This window comes from Streptomyces justiciae (assembly GCF_015163075.1).
Taxonomy (GTDB): domain Bacteria; phylum Actinomycetota; class Actinomycetes; order Streptomycetales; family Streptomycetaceae; genus Streptomyces; species Streptomyces justiciae.
In genome coordinates this window covers 258,392-274,519 of sequence record NZ_JADDXU010000004.1, presented here as the reverse complement: position 1 = coordinate 274,519, position 16,128 = coordinate 258,392, and the positions used below count along the sequence as shown (strand labels likewise).

Annotated in this window: 16 protein-coding genes; 1 reads left to right on the top strand and 15 read right to left on the bottom strand. The window is 72.7% G+C overall.

The window, feature by feature from the left end:
• Positions 1-5 precede the first annotated feature (5 nt).
• The 13 genes from IQ210_RS13660 to IQ210_RS13600 all read right to left on the bottom strand — a co-directional run bounded on the left by IQ210_RS13660 (position 6) and on the right by IQ210_RS13600 (position 13,409).
• A complete protein-coding gene (locus IQ210_RS13660) occupies positions 6-428 on the bottom strand; it encodes an Hsp20/alpha crystallin family protein (protein ID WP_194079228.1) in 423 nt (140 codons plus the stop codon).
• A 118-nt stretch (positions 429-546) separates the two neighbouring features.
• Positions 547-1,971 carry an NAD(P)(+) transhydrogenase (Re/Si-specific) subunit beta gene (locus IQ210_RS13655; RefSeq protein WP_194079227.1) on the bottom strand — a complete coding sequence of 475 codons (1,425 nt, stop codon included), beginning with the start codon at positions 1,969-1,971 and terminating at the stop codon, positions 547-549.
• Positions 1,968-2,279, bottom strand: a complete 312-nt coding sequence (locus IQ210_RS13650; protein ID WP_194079226.1) for an NAD(P) transhydrogenase subunit alpha — start codon at positions 2,277-2,279, stop codon at positions 1,968-1,970. The genes IQ210_RS13655 and IQ210_RS13650 overlap by 4 nt, the downstream gene beginning before the upstream one ends.
• Positions 2,276-3,391 carry an NAD(P) transhydrogenase subunit alpha gene (locus tag IQ210_RS13645; protein WP_194079225.1) on the bottom strand — a complete coding sequence of 372 codons (1,116 nt, stop codon included), beginning with the start codon at positions 3,389-3,391 and terminating at the stop codon, positions 2,276-2,278. The genes IQ210_RS13650 and IQ210_RS13645 overlap by 4 nt, the downstream gene beginning before the upstream one ends.
• A 51-nt stretch (positions 3,392-3,442) precedes the next feature.
• The gene (locus IQ210_RS13640; RefSeq protein ID WP_194079224.1) at positions 3,443-4,456 is read right to left on the bottom strand and encodes a zinc-dependent alcohol dehydrogenase; all 1,014 of its coding nucleotides are present in this window, start codon (positions 4,454-4,456) and stop codon (positions 3,443-3,445) included.
• 10 nt (positions 4,457-4,466) lie between these two features.
• Complete coding sequence (locus IQ210_RS13635) at positions 4,467-4,721, bottom strand: DUF779 domain-containing protein (RefSeq protein WP_228047720.1); 255 nt, start codon at positions 4,719-4,721, stop codon at positions 4,467-4,469.
• Between the two features lie 39 nt (positions 4,722-4,760).
• Positions 4,761-6,281, bottom strand: a complete 1,521-nt coding sequence (locus tag IQ210_RS13630) for an aldehyde dehydrogenase family protein (RefSeq protein WP_194079223.1) — start codon at positions 6,279-6,281, stop codon at positions 4,761-4,763.
• A 51-nt stretch (positions 6,282-6,332) separates the two neighbouring features.
• Positions 6,333-7,655: a sigma-54-dependent transcriptional regulator family protein gene (locus IQ210_RS13625; protein ID WP_194079222.1), complete on the bottom strand. Its 1,323-nt coding sequence runs from the start codon at positions 7,653-7,655 to the stop codon at positions 6,333-6,335.
• 107 nt (positions 7,656-7,762) lie between these two features.
• Entirely contained in the window at positions 7,763-8,833 is a 1,071-nt protein-coding gene (locus tag IQ210_RS13620; protein WP_194079221.1) for a zinc-dependent alcohol dehydrogenase family protein, read from the bottom strand.
• A 172-nt stretch (positions 8,834-9,005) separates the two neighbouring features.
• On the bottom strand, positions 9,006-9,419 hold the full coding sequence (locus IQ210_RS13615; RefSeq protein ID WP_194079220.1) for an Hsp20/alpha crystallin family protein: 414 nt from the start codon (positions 9,417-9,419) through the stop codon (positions 9,006-9,008).
• A gap of 10 nt (positions 9,420-9,429) precedes the next feature.
• Entirely contained in the window at positions 9,430-9,927 is a 498-nt protein-coding gene (locus IQ210_RS13610; RefSeq protein ID WP_194079219.1) for a flavodoxin domain-containing protein, read from the bottom strand.
• Positions 9,928-9,965: 38 nt separating this feature from the next.
• Positions 9,966-10,697: a CBS domain-containing protein gene (locus IQ210_RS13605; protein WP_194079218.1), complete on the bottom strand. Its 732-nt coding sequence runs from the start codon at positions 10,695-10,697 to the stop codon at positions 9,966-9,968.
• 12 nt (positions 10,698-10,709) lie between these two features.
• Positions 10,710-13,409, bottom strand: coding sequence for a bifunctional acetate--CoA ligase family protein/GNAT family N-acetyltransferase (locus IQ210_RS13600; protein WP_194079217.1), 2,700 nt, complete (start codon positions 13,407-13,409; stop codon positions 10,710-10,712).
• 176 nt (positions 13,410-13,585) lie between these two features.
• Between IQ210_RS13600 and IQ210_RS47195 the strand changes: the two genes are divergently transcribed.
• The gene (locus IQ210_RS47195) at positions 13,586-13,927 is read left to right on the top strand and encodes a hypothetical protein (protein WP_228047719.1); all 342 of its coding nucleotides are present in this window, start codon (positions 13,586-13,588) and stop codon (positions 13,925-13,927) included.
• A 295-nt stretch (positions 13,928-14,222) separates the two neighbouring features.
• Here IQ210_RS47195 and IQ210_RS13590 read toward each other — a convergent pair whose 3' ends face one another.
• Both IQ210_RS13590 and IQ210_RS13585 read right to left on the bottom strand, forming a co-directional pair.
• Complete coding sequence (locus tag IQ210_RS13590; RefSeq protein WP_194079216.1) at positions 14,223-15,098, bottom strand: universal stress protein; 876 nt, start codon at positions 15,096-15,098, stop codon at positions 14,223-14,225.
• A 5-nt stretch (positions 15,099-15,103) separates the two neighbouring features.
• Positions 15,104-16,126, bottom strand: coding sequence for a zinc-dependent alcohol dehydrogenase (locus IQ210_RS13585; protein WP_194079215.1), 1,023 nt, complete (start codon positions 16,124-16,126; stop codon positions 15,104-15,106).
• Positions 16,127-16,128: the final 2 nt, after the last annotated feature.

Sequence of the window (16,128 nt, the reverse complement as noted above, 5' to 3'; positions counted from 1 at the left end):
CGCGCTCAGCCGCGCCGCACCGGGATGGTCCGGGTGTCCGCCTTCGCCTCGGGCACCGGGACCGTGATGGTCAGGACGCCGTCCTTGTACTCCGCGGTCGCCTCTTCGCCCTTGGCTCCGGCGGGCAGCCGGACGGAACGGGTGAAGGTCCCGTAGCGGAACTCCGTGCGCTGCTTCTCCTTGGTCTCCTCACCGCGCTCGGCCCGCAGGGTCAGGACGCCTTCTGTGACGGTGATCTCGACGTCCTGGGCGGGGTCGATCCCCGGCAGCTCCGCCCGCAGCACGTATGTCTCGTCCGCGAGGTGCTCCTCTATGCGGATGCCGTGCGTGCCGACGGCCATGTGCGCCCCGGGCAGCCCGCCCTCGACCCAGCCGAACAGGTCGGGCAGCGTGGGCCAGAGGGGCAGCCGCTCGATCATGCCGCTCATGTCTCCCTCCTTCTTCCCTTCTTCCTTGCCTCCTCGTCACTTCCAGCGTCGCGCCGCGGGCCCCGCCCCGCGTGGGCCGAGCGGTCCCGTCGGGGAGCCACTCGGCCCTGGCGCCCGCTCAGGTGACGAACTCCGCAACCGCCGCCTTGAGTTCGGCCAGCCCCTGCTTCGCGTCGGTGAAGAACATGCCGGTCCGCGGGTCGGTGTAGAGCTCGTTGTCGACGCCCGCGTAGCCGTGCCCCATGGAGCGCTTGATGACGACGACGCTCTTCGCCTTGTCCACGTCGAGGATCGGCATCCCGGAGATCGCGTTGCCGGGGCGCCGGGCGATCGGGTTGGTCACGTCGTTCGCGCCGATCACCAGGGCGACGTCCGCCTGCGGGAACTCGGGGTTGATGTCGTCCATCTCCTTGAGCTGGGTGTAGGGCACGTTCGCCTCGGCCAGCAGCACGTTCATGTGGCCCGGCATCCGGCCGGCGACCGGGTGGACGGCGTAGCTGACGTCGATGCCGTGGTCGGTCAGCAGCTTGGCCAGGTCGCCGAGTTCGTGCTGGGCCTGGGCGGCGGCGAGGCCGTAGCCGGGGACGAGGACGACCTTGCTCGCGTAGGCCAGCTGGATCGCCACGTCGTCGGCGGAGACCGAGCGGACCTGGGCCGGGGCGCCCGATCCGGCCGCCGTGGGTGCGCTGTCGCCGGTGCCGAAGCCGCCCACCACGATGTTCGCGACGGACCGGTTCATGGCGTCGGCCATCAGCTTGGTCAGGATGCCGCCGGAGGAGCTGACCAGCATGCCCGCGATGATCAGCGCGGTCTCGTCGAGCACGAAGCCCGCCATCGCGACCGCGGAGCCGGTGAAGGCGTTCAGCAGGGCGATGACGACGGGCATGTCGGCGCCGCCGATCGGCAGCACCATCGTCACGCCGAACAGCAGCGCCACCGCCGTGAGTCCGTACAGAGCGGTGCGGGACTCGGGCATCAGCACCAGCCAGGCCGTGCCCGCGACGAACGAGGCGGGCAGCAGGACGTTCAGCAGCCGCGCCCCGGGGAAGACCACCGGCGCGCCGGGGACGACGCCCTGGAGCTTGCCTGCGGCGATCAGTGAGCCGGAGAAGGTGACCGCGCCGATGACGATGTCCAGGCCCGCGGGGAGCGACACCCGGGCCCCGATCGTGGCCGGGGCGTCGGCCTGGAGCAGGTCGTTGACCGCGATCAGCGCGGCGGCCCCGCCACCGACCGCGTTGAAGAGACTGACGAGTTGGGGCATGGCGGTCATCCGCACCGCACGCGCGGCCCACAAGCCGAGCGCCGCGCCGAGGAGGCCGCCGCTGACCAGCACGAGCCAGCCGGTACGGCTGATCGCGCCCTCGTCGGCCACCAGCCACACCGTGGCGGCGACGGCTACGCTCATGGCCGCGCCGGACAGGGTGTTGCCGCGGCGTGCCGTGCGCGGGTGGTTCATCAGGTGCAGGCCGAGCACGAAGCAGGCGGCCGCGGCCAGGAAGACGTAGTGGACGGTGTCGGAGACGGTGTTCACGGCGGTCACGCCTCCGTCTTCTCGTGGGCCGGCGGCTTGGCCTTGAACATGCGCAGCATCCGGTCCGTGACCACGTAACCGCCGACGACGTTCATGGCGCCGAACACCATCGCCACGAAGGCCGGCGTGTAGCCGACCCAGGTGTGCGACTCGGCGGCGATCAGCATGGCGCCGACCACGACGATGCCGTGCACGGCGTTGGAGCCGGACATCAGCGGGGTGTGCAGGGTCGCCGGGACCTTGCTGATGACTTCGATGCCGACCAGCACGCTCAGCACGAACACGGTGATCGCGGTGAGCAGGTCGAGGTCGTTCATGACGGTCCGCCTCCCATCAGGGCTCCCGTGATCTCGTCGGCCGGGTCGAGAACCAGCTCGCCGTCGCGCACCAGGTGGCGCAGGAGCGCGACGAGGTTGCGGGCGTACGCCGTGGACGCGGCGGTGGCCATCGCGGACGGCAGCCGGCCGGCCCCGATCACGGTCACCCCGTTGTCGAGGACGTCCGTCTTGTCGGGCTCGGAGCCCTCGACGTTGCCGCCGAGTTCGCCGGCCGCCAGGTCGACGACGACCGAGCCGGGCTTCATCCGCTCCAGGGCCGCCGCGCTCACCAGGAGCGGGGGCCGGCGGCCCGGGACCTGGGCGGTCGTGATCACGACGTCGGAGCGCGCGATGTGCGCGTCCGTCGCCTCGCGCTGATCGTGCTGTTCCTGCGCGGTCAACTCCCGTGCGTAACCCCCCACTCCGGCGCCCGGCTCCGTCTGCGGAGGGCTCTGGACATCGAGGAACCGGGCGCCCAGCGATTCCACCTCCCCTCGTGACTCGGGGCGTACGTCGTACGCCGTGACGACGGCGCCGAGGCGGCGGGCGGTGGCGATCGCCTGGAGCCCGGCCACGCCGGCGCCGAGGACCAGCACCTGGGCGGGGCGCATGGTGCCCGCCGCGGTGGTCAGCATCGGGAAGAACCGGTCGTAGGACTCGGCGGCCAGCAGCGCCGCCTTGTATCCGGCGACACTGGCCTGCGAGGTCAGCACGTCCATGGACTGGGCGCGGCTGAGGGTGCGGGGCAGCAGGTCCAGGCTCACCGTGCGCACGCCGCGGCGGTGCAGGTCCGCCACCGGCTCGGGGTGGCGCAGTGGCTCCAGCAGGCCGACCAGGGTCTGCCCGGAGCGCAGGGCCCCGGCGGTCGCCGGGTCCGGCGGCCCCACGCACAGGACCACGTCGGCCCGTGCGTACAGGTCGTCGGCCTCCACGACCTCGGCGCCGGTGGCGGTGTAGTCGGCGTCGGTGAACCAGGCGCCGGACCCCGCTCCGGTCTCGACGAGGACGTCGAGACCGGCCCGGCGCAACAGGGTGACGGTCTCGGGGACGAGGGCGACGCGGCGTTCGCCGGGTGCCCTCTCCCGTACGGCTCCCACGGTGACGGTGGCCATGATCTGCTGCCTCTCCCCGCGGGCCCGGGGTCGCCGGGCCCACGGAACTGGTCAGAACTGGAAGACGAGCCGTGCCTCGGCCCGGCCGCCGAGCACCTCGTCGAAGGATTCGTTGACCTGGTCCAGGCGCCGTGGTTCGGCGATGACCTGGGTGCGTCCGGCGGCGTGCAGGGCGAAGACCTCGGCGAGGTCCTGGCGGGTGCCGACGATGGAGCCGATGACGGAGATCCCGCCGAGCACGGTCTCGAAGATCGGTACGTCGATGGAGGCGTCGTCGGCGGGCAGGGCGACCATGACCAGGCGTCCGCCGCGGTTGAGGGACCGGTAGGCCTGCTCGAACGCCCTGGGCGCGGCGGCGAGCACGACGGCGACGTCCGCGCCGCCGGCCTTCCGGATCTCCTCGACGGGGTCGTGGGTGCGCGCGTTGACGATCTGGTCGGCGCCGAGCCGGTGGGCGAGGCCGAGCTTGTCGGGTTCGAGGTCGACCGCGGTGACGAAGCCGCCGACGAGCCGCGCGTACTGGAGCGCGAGGTGGCCGAGTCCACCGATGCCGAAGACGGCGACGCGTTCGGCCGGGGTCACGCGGGCGACCTTGATCGCCTTGTACGTGGTGACACCCGCGCAGGTCAGGGGGGCCGCGTCGAAGGAGGTCACCCCGTCGGGGACGACCACTACCGCGCCCGCGTCCGCGACGGCGTACTCGGCGTAGCAACCGTCCACGGAGTAGCCGGAGTTGACCTGGGACTCGCACAGGGTCTCCCAGCCGGAGACGCAGTAGCGGCAGGTGCCGCACGACGAGCCGAGCCACGGGACGGCGACCCGCTTGCCGACGAGTGCCTCGGGCACGCCCGCGCCGACGGCCGCGACTGGGCCGATGCCCTCGTGGCCGGGGACGAAGGGCGGCTGCGGCTTGACCGGCCAGTCGCCGTGCGCGGCGTGGATGTCGGTGTGGCAGACCCCGGAGGCCTCCATGCGGACGAGCACCTGGCCGGGGCCGGGCTCGGGCACGGGCCGGTCCTGGATCTCCAGCGGCTTGCCGAAGTCGGTGACGACTGCTGCCTTCATGTTCCGCTCCTCAACTGGTGTGGCATCGTGGCGCCTTGACGCGTGTGACGAAACGCAGCCCGTCCCCGGCCGCGAGGGAGAAGCCGCCCGGCGTGCCCGCTTCGACGTCCAGGACGTAGAACGGGCGGCCGAGGGACTCGTACTGGTCGGCGTTCATGTGGAAGGTGCAGCCGGCCACCACGCCGACGAGCATGTCGCCCTCCCCCACGGCGAATTCACCGGGAAGCACATCGGGTCGCTTCCGTCGCAGCAGCCGCTCGGGCATGTCGGTGCACCTCCTGCCGTAGCCCTGCCTCCTGTCCCCCTAGAACAGCCCGAGCGCCTTGTCGCTGTAGCTGACCAGGAGGTTCTTGGTCTGGCTGTAGTGGTCGAGCATCATCTTGTGGGTCTCGCGGCCGATGCCGGAGACCTTGTAGCCACCGAACGCGGCACCTGCCGGGTACAGGTGGTAGCAGTTCGTCCAGACGCGGCCCGCCTTGATCCCACGGCCCACCCGGAAAGCGCGGGCGCCGTCGCGGCTCCACACGCCCGCCCCGAGGCCGTACAGCGTGTCGTTGGCGAGGGCGAGGGCCTCGGCCTCGTCCTTGAAGGTGGTGACGGCGAGGACGGGTCCGAAGATCTCCTCCTGGAAGACCCGCATCCCGTTGTGGCCCTTGAGGACGGTCGGCTCGTAGAAGTACCCGTCCGCGAACTCCCCTTCGAGGGTGGGCCGGTGGCCACCGGCGAGCAGTTCGGCGCCTTCCTTGACGCCGATGTCGACGTAGGAGGCGATCTTCTCGATCTGCTGCCTGGACACCTGCGGACCGATCATGGTCTCGGTGTCGAGCGGGTCGCCCTGCTTGATCGCGCGGATACGCTCCAGGCAGCGGCCCATGAACTCCTCGTAGATGTCCTCCTGGACGAGCGCGCGGGAGGGGCAGGTGCAGACCTCGCCCTTGTTGAACGCGTAGAGCACGAGTCCCTCGACGGCCTTGTTCAGGAAGTCGTCGTCCTTGGCGGCCACGTCGTCGAAGAAGATGTTCGGCGACTTGCCGCCCAACTCCAGCGTGACCGGGATGATGTTCTGCGCCGCGTACTGCATGATCAGCCGGCCGGTGGTGGTCTCGCCGGTGAAGGCGACCTTGGCGATGCGCTTGTTGGTGGCGAGCGCCTTGCCGATCTCGGCGCCCGGGCCGTTGACGACATTGAGGACGCCCGGCGGGAGGATGTCGCCGATGACCTCCATGAGCTTGAGGATCGACCACGGCGTGGGCGACGCGGGCTTGATGACGGTGGCGTTGCCCGCGGCGAGTGCGGGGGCGAGCTTCCACGCGGCCATCAGCAGCGGGAAGTTGAACGGGATGATCTGGCCGACCACGCCGAGCGGCTCGTGGAAGTGGTAGGCGATGGTCTCCTTGTCGATCTCGGTGATCTCGCTCTCCTCGGCGCGGATGGCGGCCGCGAAGTAGCGGAAGTGGTCGGCGGCGAGCGGGATGTCGGCGGCCAGGGTCTCGCGGACCGGCTTGCCGTTCTCCCAGCTCTCGGCGACGGCGAGTTCCTCGCGGTGGGCGTCGATGGCGTCGGCGACCTTGTTCAGCACCGCGGCGCGCTGGGCGGTGGAGGCCTCGCCCCACGCGTCCTTCGCCGCGTGCGCGGCGTCCAGGGCGAGTTCGATGTCCTCGGGCCCGGACTTGGGGACCTCGCAGATCGGCTTGGCGGTGGCAGGGCACAGGTTGGTGGAGTACTGGCCTGTGGTGGGTGCCTCCCACTTGCCGCCGATGAAGTTCTCGTACCGGGGAGCTACGTCGACGACGCTGCCCGGCCTGCCTGGAGGTTCGTACTTCATGACCGTCCCCTTTCCGATCACGTCACGACGATCGTGGCGATGCTCCGCACGCTAGGAGCCGGAACGCTGCAACCACGCTGCATACCGGCCGGCCTGCGGCGGGACGGCCACAGCGGCGTCCAGCGCGTGCGCTCGGGCCGCCGCGGCCGCGCGTTGCGGTGATCCGCCGGGCAGGTTCCGGGCCAGATGCCGCCAGGCGGAAACGTCGTCGGCGCCCCAGTCCGCGTCGACCCAGCGGCGCAGCAAGCGCACGTCGCCGCTGCCGAGGACGGCGCCCCGCAACTGCTGTTCCAGGGCCCTGCGGTGCTCTACGACGACGGGCGCCTCGGAGCGCGGCAGCAGCGCGCCCTGGTAGCGGGCCAGCGCCCGGTCCACCCGCCCCTCGGCGAGGAGTTCGGCCACCGCGGCGAAGTCGGCGCGCACCGGGCTCAGCAGGGCGTAGGGGCGGGAGCCGAGCAGGTCGGGGCCGAGCACCGCACGCAACCGGGTCAGCTCGGCGCGCAGGGTCGAAGGCGGCACCTCACGCTCCGAGAGGTCCACCGCGAGCCGGTCGCCGGTCATGCCGCGGGCCTGGAGGGCGAGCGCCACGACGATCTCGCTGTGCCGCGCGCTGAGCCGGTGAACTCGCCCCGCATGCTCCAGCAGGGCGCTGTCCCGGCCCAGGGCCGCCAGTCGTACGCCGGTCTCCGGGCGGCTCGGCTTCCGTCCGTCCGGGCCGAGCAGGACGGGCGGGGCGGAGAAGGCGCGGGCCAGTTCCGCCTCGGCGGCCAGGGCGGCCGCGCGCACCGCGGCGAAGGCGGGGGGCGTGGCGATCGTGCCACCGCCGGTGAGGTCGACTACGCCCAGGACCCGGCCGGTGCCGGGATCGCGCACGGGAGCCGCCGCGCAGGACCAGGCGTGCGCGGCGGAGCTGTAGTGCTCGCCCGCCACGATCTGCACCGGGCGGCCCACCGCCAGGGCGGTGCCGGGGGCGTTGGTCCCCGCCTGCGCCTCTGACCACAGGGCCCCTTCGGCGAAGTGCATGTGTTCGGCCCGTCCGAGGGTGGCCGTGTCCCCCTCGACCCACAGCAGCGTCCCGTCGCCGTCCCCGATGGCGAACACGTGCCCGTCGTCCGCGGCGCCGGAGCCGAGCAGCTCCCGGAACAGGGGCAGGACGGCGGCCAGCGGATGCGTGCGGCGGTACGCGGCCAGGTCCCCGGCCGTGCGCCGCACGGGCGGCAGACGGCTCCCGTCGGGGCGTACGACGCCCGCCGCGCAGCGCCGCCACGAGTCCGCCACCAGCAGCCGTACCCGAGGCGGTTCCCCGGGTACGGTCACGTACCGTTCGTGCGCGGCGCGCAGCGCGGCCGGCGGGGGCCGGGTGGACGCGTCCATGGGCACCTCCCACGTGCCTGCTTCCTGGTCGGCCCCGTCATCCTCACCCGCGCGCCGGGGCGCGCCGCAGAGGCCGAACGGTCCCTGCGGCAGGGTCCCTCGGGCCGTCAGGCCGCCGGGACCGCGACGACGTCGTGCCGCGGCCCGCCGAGCACGACCTTGAGCGCTCCGGTGTCGGCGGCACGGGCGAAGACGTCGTACGCCTCCGCCATGGCGTCCAGCGGGAAGGTGTGCGTGACCAGGGACGAGGTGGGCAGCCGCCCGGCGGCCGCCATCCGCAGCAGGGTGGGCGTGGAGTGGGTGTCGACGAGACCGGTGGTGATGGTCAGGTTCTTGATCCACAGGTCTTCGAGGTGCAAGGTGGCCGGCCTGCCGTGCACGCCGACGTTGGCCACGTGCCCGCCGGGCCGCACCACGCGGGTGCACAGCTCGAAGGTCTCCGGCACGCCGACGGCCTCGATCGCCACGTCAGCGCCCAGACCGTCCGTGAGGTCGGCGATCAGCTGCTCGGGGGACTCCCCGGCGAGGGCCACCGCGTCGGCGCCGAACGACCGGGCGGCGTCCAGCCGGGACGGGGCGAGGTCCACGACGACGATCCGCTCGGGGGCGAACAGCCGGGCAGTGGCGACGGCGGCCAGCCCGATCGGGCCGGCGCCGACGACGGCGACGGTGTCCCCGGGCCGTACCCGCCCGTTGAGCACGCCCACCTCGTAGGCGGTCGGGAAGATGTCGGCCAGCAGCACGGCGTCCGGGCTGTCCAGGGTGCTGGGCAGCGGGTGGACGGACAGGTCGGCGTACGGGACCCGCACGTACTCGGCCTGGGTGCCGTCGATCAGATGACCGAGGATCCAGCCTCCGCCGCCCCGGCACTGGCCGTAGCCGCCCTCCCGGCAGTAGCGGCAGCGTCCGCAGGCGGTGATGCAGGAGACGAGCACGCGGTCCCCCGGACGTACCGTGCGGACGTCACCGCCGACCTCGACGATCTCGCCGACCGCCTCGTGCCCGAGGACGGTCCCGGGGCGGACCTCGGGCACATCGCCCTTGAGGATGTGCAGGTCCGTTCCGCAGATGGTGACGGTGTCGACGCGGACGATCGCGTCGGTGGGTTCCTTGACAGCGGGATCCGGGACGTCCTCCCAGGAGGACTGTCCGGGACGGTGGAAGACGAAGCCCTTCATGGCGATGCCTGCCTTTCTCCCCCCGCAGCTCCAGCCTGCCCTTCCGGACGCACCCCTGCATGGGCCGGTCGGTCCTCGCAGGCCCGCCGGAGGGTTCCCTCTCACCGGACAGCCGTCCGCGCACCCGGGCCTCCCCTGCCCGGGTGCGCGGACGGGGCGGCACGAGCCCCGATCAGCCGTGCCGCACCGGGATGGTCGTGGTGCCCGACTTCGCCCTGGGCACCGGGACCGTGATCGTCAGCACGCCGTCCTTGTAGGCGGCGGTCGCCTCTCCGCCCTTCGCCCCGGCGGGGAGCCGGACGCAGCGGGCGAAGGTGCCGTACCGGAACTCGGTGCGGTGCTTCTCGGTGAGTTCCGCGCCGCGCTCGGCGCGCAGCGTCAGCAGCCCGTCCTCGACGGTGACCTCGACGTCCCGGGCGGGGTCGATCCCCGGCAGCTCCGCCCGCAGCACGTAGGCCTCGTCCGTGAGGTGCTCCTCGATGCGGATCGCGTGCAGTCCGGGAACACCGTGCGTCCCGGGGTGCCCCGTCTCGACCCATGCGAACAGGTCGGGCAGGGTCGGCCGGCCGTGCAGCAGCTCGATCATCGCTGTCTCCTCATTCCTTGGTCAGCTCGTCGGCGATGCCCTCGGCCCACTCCTCGATCAGGGCGAAGTCCCGGAAGTCGCCGCCCTTCCCGTTGCGGACGATCATCTTGGCGATGCGTCCCGCGGCGCCCTCCACCAGGCGGCCGCCGAAGGTGACATGGCCGCGGGCGTCGAGCCGGGTCATGGCGCGCCGGACGCCTGGCACCGGCGGGATGTCCTTCTCAGACGCCGAGGCGTCCAGCGGTCCGCTGCTGAACAGCCACAGCGGCTTCGCGGCGAGTGCGCGGTGATGGCGGCGGACGAAGCGGCGCGCGTGCCGGTGCCAGCGCCCCGCGTACAACCCGCCCCCGACGACCACCGCGTCGTAGGCGGCCACGCTCCCGACGGAGGCGGCCGGCCGGGCCCACGCCTGCAGGCCCGCCTTGTTCAGCACCTCGGCGACGGTCTCGGCGATCTGTGCGGTGGATCCGTTCGTCGTCCCGTAGGCGACCAGTACGCCACCAGTCATGACGGTCCACCTCCTCTCGGTCTCTGGGGTCGCTGTGTTCAGAGCTTGCGGAGCCAGTCGTCGCCGACGCCGTGCAGTGCCTGTGCCGCGGGCTCCACGTGGGAGTCGTCCAGGCGGTAGCTGAGCTTGCTGACGACATCGACCACGCCGTCGATCTGACGGGTCATCGAGACGGCGATCTCCGTCTCGCTCTTGCGCTCCATGTGTCCGGAGAGCGTGACGACGCCCTCCACCACGGCCACCTCGACACTGCGCGGCGGCAGCCACAGGGCGCGGACCAGGACCTCGTCGATGACCTCGGCACGGATACCGGCGTCGGGCCGCAGGAAGACCTGGAGCAGGTCGCGGCGGGTGACGATGCCGACCAGGCGCTGTTCCTCGTCGAGGACGGGCAGCCGTTCGATGTGGTGCTCGGCCATGGTGCGGGCGGCCTCGACGATGGTGTCGTCGGCGAAGACCGTGACGGGCGGCGAGGTCATCAACTGGCCTGCCGTACGGGCCCTGGCCTTCACCGCCCGCTCGCGGCCCCGCCGGGTGAGCGCGGTGAACCGGAAGTGCTTCTTCGGTTCGTAGGGGTCCGGGGCGTCGGCCTGGCGGACCATGAGATCGGTCTCGGAGATGACGCCGACGACCTTCTCGTCCTCGTCGACCACCGGCAGTCCGCTGATGCGGTGCTCGCCCAGTAGCCGGGCCACTTCCTTGAAGGGCGTGCCGTACCGGGCGCGGACGACGTCCGTGGTCATGACGGAGCCGACCTTGTTGTGCTTCATCGTTGTCCCTCCTCAGCGGAGACGGCGCAGATACGGGTCCTGGGGCCTGCGGGGCAGCAGGCGTACGCGCGCATCGAGCACACTGACTCCGCCCGGTGTCGCGAGAACGGGGTTGAAGTCGGTCTCGGCGAGCTGCGGCAGGTCGCTCGCCATGCGGGACAGCCGCAGCAGCAGTTGTTCGAGGCCTCCGACGTCGACGGGCCCGGCGCCGTCGGCTCCGAAAAGGAGCGGGGCGCAGCGCGGCGCCGTGATCAGGTCGTGCACGTCGTGGTCGGTGAGCGGGGCGAGCCGGGCGGCGTGGTCGCCGAGGATCTCGGTCGCGGTGCCGCCGAGGCCGAACAGGACGAGCGGGCCGAAGACCTGATCCTGCACGACCCCCGCGAACAGCTCGGTGCCGCGGTCGGCGAGAGGCTGCACGACGACTCCGGTCAGCAGCCCGGCGAACCGGGTCTCCAGGTCGCGGTAGGCGGCTCGTACCTGGGAGTCCCCGCGCAGATCGAGATGGACCGCGTGCTGGGCGCTCTTGTGCAGCAGGCCCGGCCAGTGGCCCTTCATCACTACCCGGCCGTCGGCGCCGCGCAGCCGCTGGGCGGCGAGCACGGCACCGTCCTCGGTGTCGGCCCATGCCCAGGGCAGCTGGGGGATGCCGTAGCAGTCGAGGAGTTCGGCGCAGGCGCGCGGGTCGAGCCAGCCGCCGTCCGGATGGGCTTCGAGCCAGGTCTCCACGACGGCGTGGGCGCGTTCCGTCTCCACGCCGTCGAGGTCGGGGACCGTCCCGGCGGGCCGGGCCAGCCAAGCCGCGCGGCGGGCCGCGTGGGCCAACGCCCGTGCGGCCGCCTGGGGTTCGGCGTACGACGGGACGGTGCCACCCGCGCCGGCCGGCAACAGTTCGACCGGCAGGGCTTGTTCCAGTCGCACCGCGGCGACCGGCTTCGACCTGCGGCCGGGGGCGCCGGTAAGAGCCCGGACGAGGTCGTCGCCGGTCGCCACGGCGACCGCCGTGGGGACCAGGGCCACGAGGACGGCGTCGATGCCGCCGTACCGCATGATCCGGTCCACACAGTCCATGAGCTGCCCCTCCGAGACGGCGGCCGTGGCGTCGACGGGGTTGCCGACGGCGGCGCCCTCGGGGAGTACGGCGAGCAGGTCGTCGACGAGTTCGGGGGCGGGCGTCGGCAGGGTGAGCCCGGCCTCGGCGCAGGCGTCGGCCGCGAGGACGCCCGCGCCGCCCGCGTTGGTGACGATCAGGACACGGGGTCCCGCGGGCAGCGGCTGGGAGTGCAACAGGGCCGCGGCTTCGAGGAGTTCGCCCACGGAGCGGGTGGCGGTGATGCCGGCCTGGGTGAACAGGGCGCCGCGGGTCATGGTGCGGGTGGCGGCAGCCGCGGTGTGCGAGGCGGCGGCGCGGCGGCCCGCCTCGGTCCGGCCGGCGTCGACCGTGAGGACCGGCATCCGACGGGTGACGCGGCGGGCGGTGCGGGAGAAGGCACGGGGGCTGCCGAAGGACTCCAGGTGCAGCAGGGCGAGGTCGGTGCGGCCGTCGCTCTCCCACCACTGGAGCATGTCGTTGCCGCTGACGTCGTACTTGTCTCCGAGGGAGACGAAGGAGGAGACGCCGATGCCGAGCCGGGACATCCCGTCGAGCAGGGCGATGCCCACACCGCCGGACTGGACGGCGACGCCCGCGCTGCCGGGGCGCGGATGACCGGCGGCGAAGGTGGCGTCGAGGCGGAATGCGGGATCGGTGTGGGAGATGCCGAGGCAGTTGGGGCCGACGAGCCGCATGCCGTGCTCCCGGCAGGCCGCCAGCAGGGCCTTCGCCTGATCGGCGTCCAGTCCCGCGGTGACGACGAGCAGGGCCCGTACGCCCGCCTTGCCGCACTCCTCGGCGGTCTCCGGGACGGCGGCGGCCGGTACGGCCAGCACCGCGAGGTCCGGTGTCCTGGGCAGGGCGGTGACCGACGGGTGGCAGGGCACACCGAGGATGGCGTGCGCGGCGGGGTTCACGGCGAACAGCTGCCCCGTGTATCCGCCGGTGCGCAGCTGGTGCAGCACGGCCCGGCCGACCGAGCCTGGCTTGCGTCCGGCACCGACGACGGCGACCGTGCGCGGTCGCAGCAGGGGTTCCAGGCTGGCGACGTCCGCGGCCCGGCCGCGTTCCTCGACCGCGTCGAGGTAGCTGTCGCTGTCGTCGAGGCCGATGGTGCAGCGCACCTCGGGGCCCTCGAAGCGGCGGGCGGTGTGCAGGCCGAGGTCGGCGAAGAGCCGCAGCACCTCGCGGTTCTCGCAGAGCGCGTCGGCCGTGAAGGTCGTGATGCCCTCGGCCCGCGCGGCCGAGACGAGATGCTCGATGAGGAGGGTGCCGACGCCCCGGTGATGCAGTCCATCGGCCACCGCGATGGAGATCTCGGCCGTGGTCGTGTCCGCGTCGGCGCCGCCGGTGTCGTACTCGGCCAGCCCCAGGACCCGGCCCTCCCGCTCGGCCAGCAGGGCCCGGTACCCGGGGTGCGGGGCGCAGGCGCGGTCGGCGGCCCTCTCGGCGGAACGACGGCTGGCGGCGAAGAACCGCAGCCGCAGGTTCTCCGGGGACATCTCCTCGTACAGCCCCTGGAGTTGGTCGTGGTCGTCCCGCCGCACCGGGCGGATGCGGACCGTGCTGCCGTCCGCGAGCAGCGCGTGGACCGGGGGCCGGCTGAGTGCGTCGTCCGTCATGACGGATCTCCTCACAGGTCTTCTCGTCACTTAGAGCGTCCAGCAGATGCGGATGCGGTCCCATGGGCCGCCCGGGCGGCCCCGCTGGGCCGGTCGGCCCTCGTGGGATGGACCGGCTCGCCGGGTGGGTAGGGGCACGAGGGCAGGCACGGCCGGGGTGGATGAGAGGGGGGACGATGTCGCTCGCGGAGCAGCTGCCGGCGTTGCTGGGTGTAGTGGTCGGTTCCGTGGGGTCGTACGCGGCGCAGAGTCTGACCGAGCGCAGGAAGTGGAAGCGGCAGCGCGAGGAACGGTGGGACGAGAAGCGCTTCGAGATCTACGGCACGTACGGAAACGCCCTGAAGGCTCAACTCCGCATCGCTCAGCGGATCGGGGCGGCCCTGGGATATCCGGATGTCGCCGACCCGTTGCCGCCGGCTGAGGGTCTGCCGCTGCTTGCGGAGGCCGAGTCACGGCGGGCCGCGTGGGGGCACCTCCCACGCCTTTTGGGCAGTGGGGGAGGGAGTCGGTACTGCTGATCGGGGACGCCGCGACCATCGCCGCCGCGCGGCGCCGGCACGAGATGGTGTGGACGATCGAGTTGCTGGTGCGGGAGGGCTGCGAGACCCCTCAGGACTGGACCCTCGCTCATCGGCGGGCGAGCTCCGCACGGGACGCCTTCTACGAGTGCGCGCGGCGTGACCTGGGCGTCGCCGGTGCCCCTCCGCCGGCAGGAGAATGGCCGCGCCCGTGGCGGGCCGAACTCACTCCCTGATGCGAACGCCCGCTGTGTGGCCCCGAACCGAGGTCCGGGACCACACGGCGGGCCTCGCGTCACACCGGATGCGGTACGACCGCCACCGGGCACGCGGAGTGGTGCAGGGCGGCATGGGCGACCCGGCCGAGTTGCAGGCCCAGGTGGCCGGTGCGCCGCTTCGCTCCGACGACCAGCAGGTCGGCGCCTTCGGAGGCGTCCACCAGGACGCGGCGGGCGGGTCCCTCGACCGTGCGGGGCCGTGCCTCGACGTCCGGTGGGGCGTCACCAAGGGCCTCGGTCAGGGCCTTGGCGGCCTCCTCCTCGTGCAGCCGGGCGGGGGCGTCGGCCAGCAGCGGGTGATCGGTGGTCTCGTGCGCCGGGCACCGCCAGGCGCGTACGGCATCCAGCGGCACCGCGCGTCGCCGGGCCTCCTCGTAGGCGAACCGCCGTACGGCCGCCGCCTCTTCGGGGTCCTCGCCGACGCCCATGACGACTCGGCCGTGGGTGCCGTGGGCGGCCTTGGTGTCGTGGTTGCCGCGCAGGACGATGACCGGACAGTCGGCGTGTGCCGCCACCGTCAAGCTGACCGATCCCAGCAGCGCCTCGGCGACGCCGCTCCGGCCGCGGGTGCCCACCACCAGCACGGAGGCGTTGCGGCCCTCGCGCACCAGCGTGTACTCGGGCTCCTCGAAGACGACGTCGCCGGTCACCTTCAGGTCGGGGTGCCGTGCCTGGACGCGCCGGGTGGCGCCGGCGACGACGTCCTGGGGCAGTACCTCCGCGGACGGCTTGCCGAGGTCGCGGGCGAGGGCGGCGCCCTCGTAGCGGTCCCACCGGCACGCGTACACCACCCGCAGCGGCACACCCCGCAGTACGGCCTCGTCGGCCGCCCAGTCCGCGGCGCGCAGGCTCGGCTCGGAGCCGTCGACGCCGACGACGACATGCAGGTCCATCACGTTCACCTCCCGAGGCCGAGGTCGAAGACGATGCGGGCCTTGACCTGGCCGCGCAGCACGTCCTCGATCGACTCGTTGACGGACGTCAGCGGCCGGGTCTCGCTGATGACCTTGGTGCGGCCGGCCGCGTGCAGGTCGAACACCTCGGCGAGGTCCTGCCGGGTGCCGACGATGGAGCCGATCACGCTCGTCCCGTTCAGGACGGTGTCGAAGATCGGGACCTGGATGGTGCCGTGCGCGGGCAGGGCGACCATGACGAGCTTGCCGCCGCGTCGCAGCCCGGAGTTGACGGCCGTGAACGCGGCCTCGTTCACGGCGAGGGCGATCGCCGCGTGGGCTCCGCCGTGCTCCTTGAGCACCTGGGCGACGTCCTGCTTGCGGGCGTCGATGACGAGGTCGGCTCCGAGCTCCGCGGCGAGTTCCAGCTTGTCGTCGGTGACGTCGATCGCGGCAACGGTGGCGCCGGCGATCTTCGCGTACTGCACGGCGAGATGACCGAGTCCGCCGACGCCGGAGATCGCGACGAGCTGGCTCGGGCGGACTCCCGCGACCTTGAGCGCCTTGTACGTCGTCACGCCCGCGCAGGTCAGCGGGGCGGCGTCGACGGCGCTGACGCCGGCGGGCACCGGCTGGGCGAAGTCGGCCCAGGCGAGCATCTTCTCGGCGTACCCGCCGTCGCAGCCGTACCCGGTGTTGATCTGCTGCTCGCACAGTGTCTCCCAGCCGGACAGGCAGTGCTCGCACCGCCCGCAGGCCTTGCCGAGCCACGGCACCGCGACCCGCTGCCCGAGGCTCAGGTGCGTGACGCCGGCGCCGAGTTCCTCGACGATGCCGACGCCCTCGTGGCCGGGCACGAACGGGGGGTTGGGCTTGACGGGCCAGTCGCCGTGCGCGGCGTGGATGTCGGTGTGGCACAGCCCGGAGGCCTCGACCCGGATGCGGACCTGGCCGGGGCCGGGTGCGGGGTCGGGGCGCTCCTCGATGACCAGGGGCTCGCCGAAGGCTCGTACGACGGCTGCCTTCATGG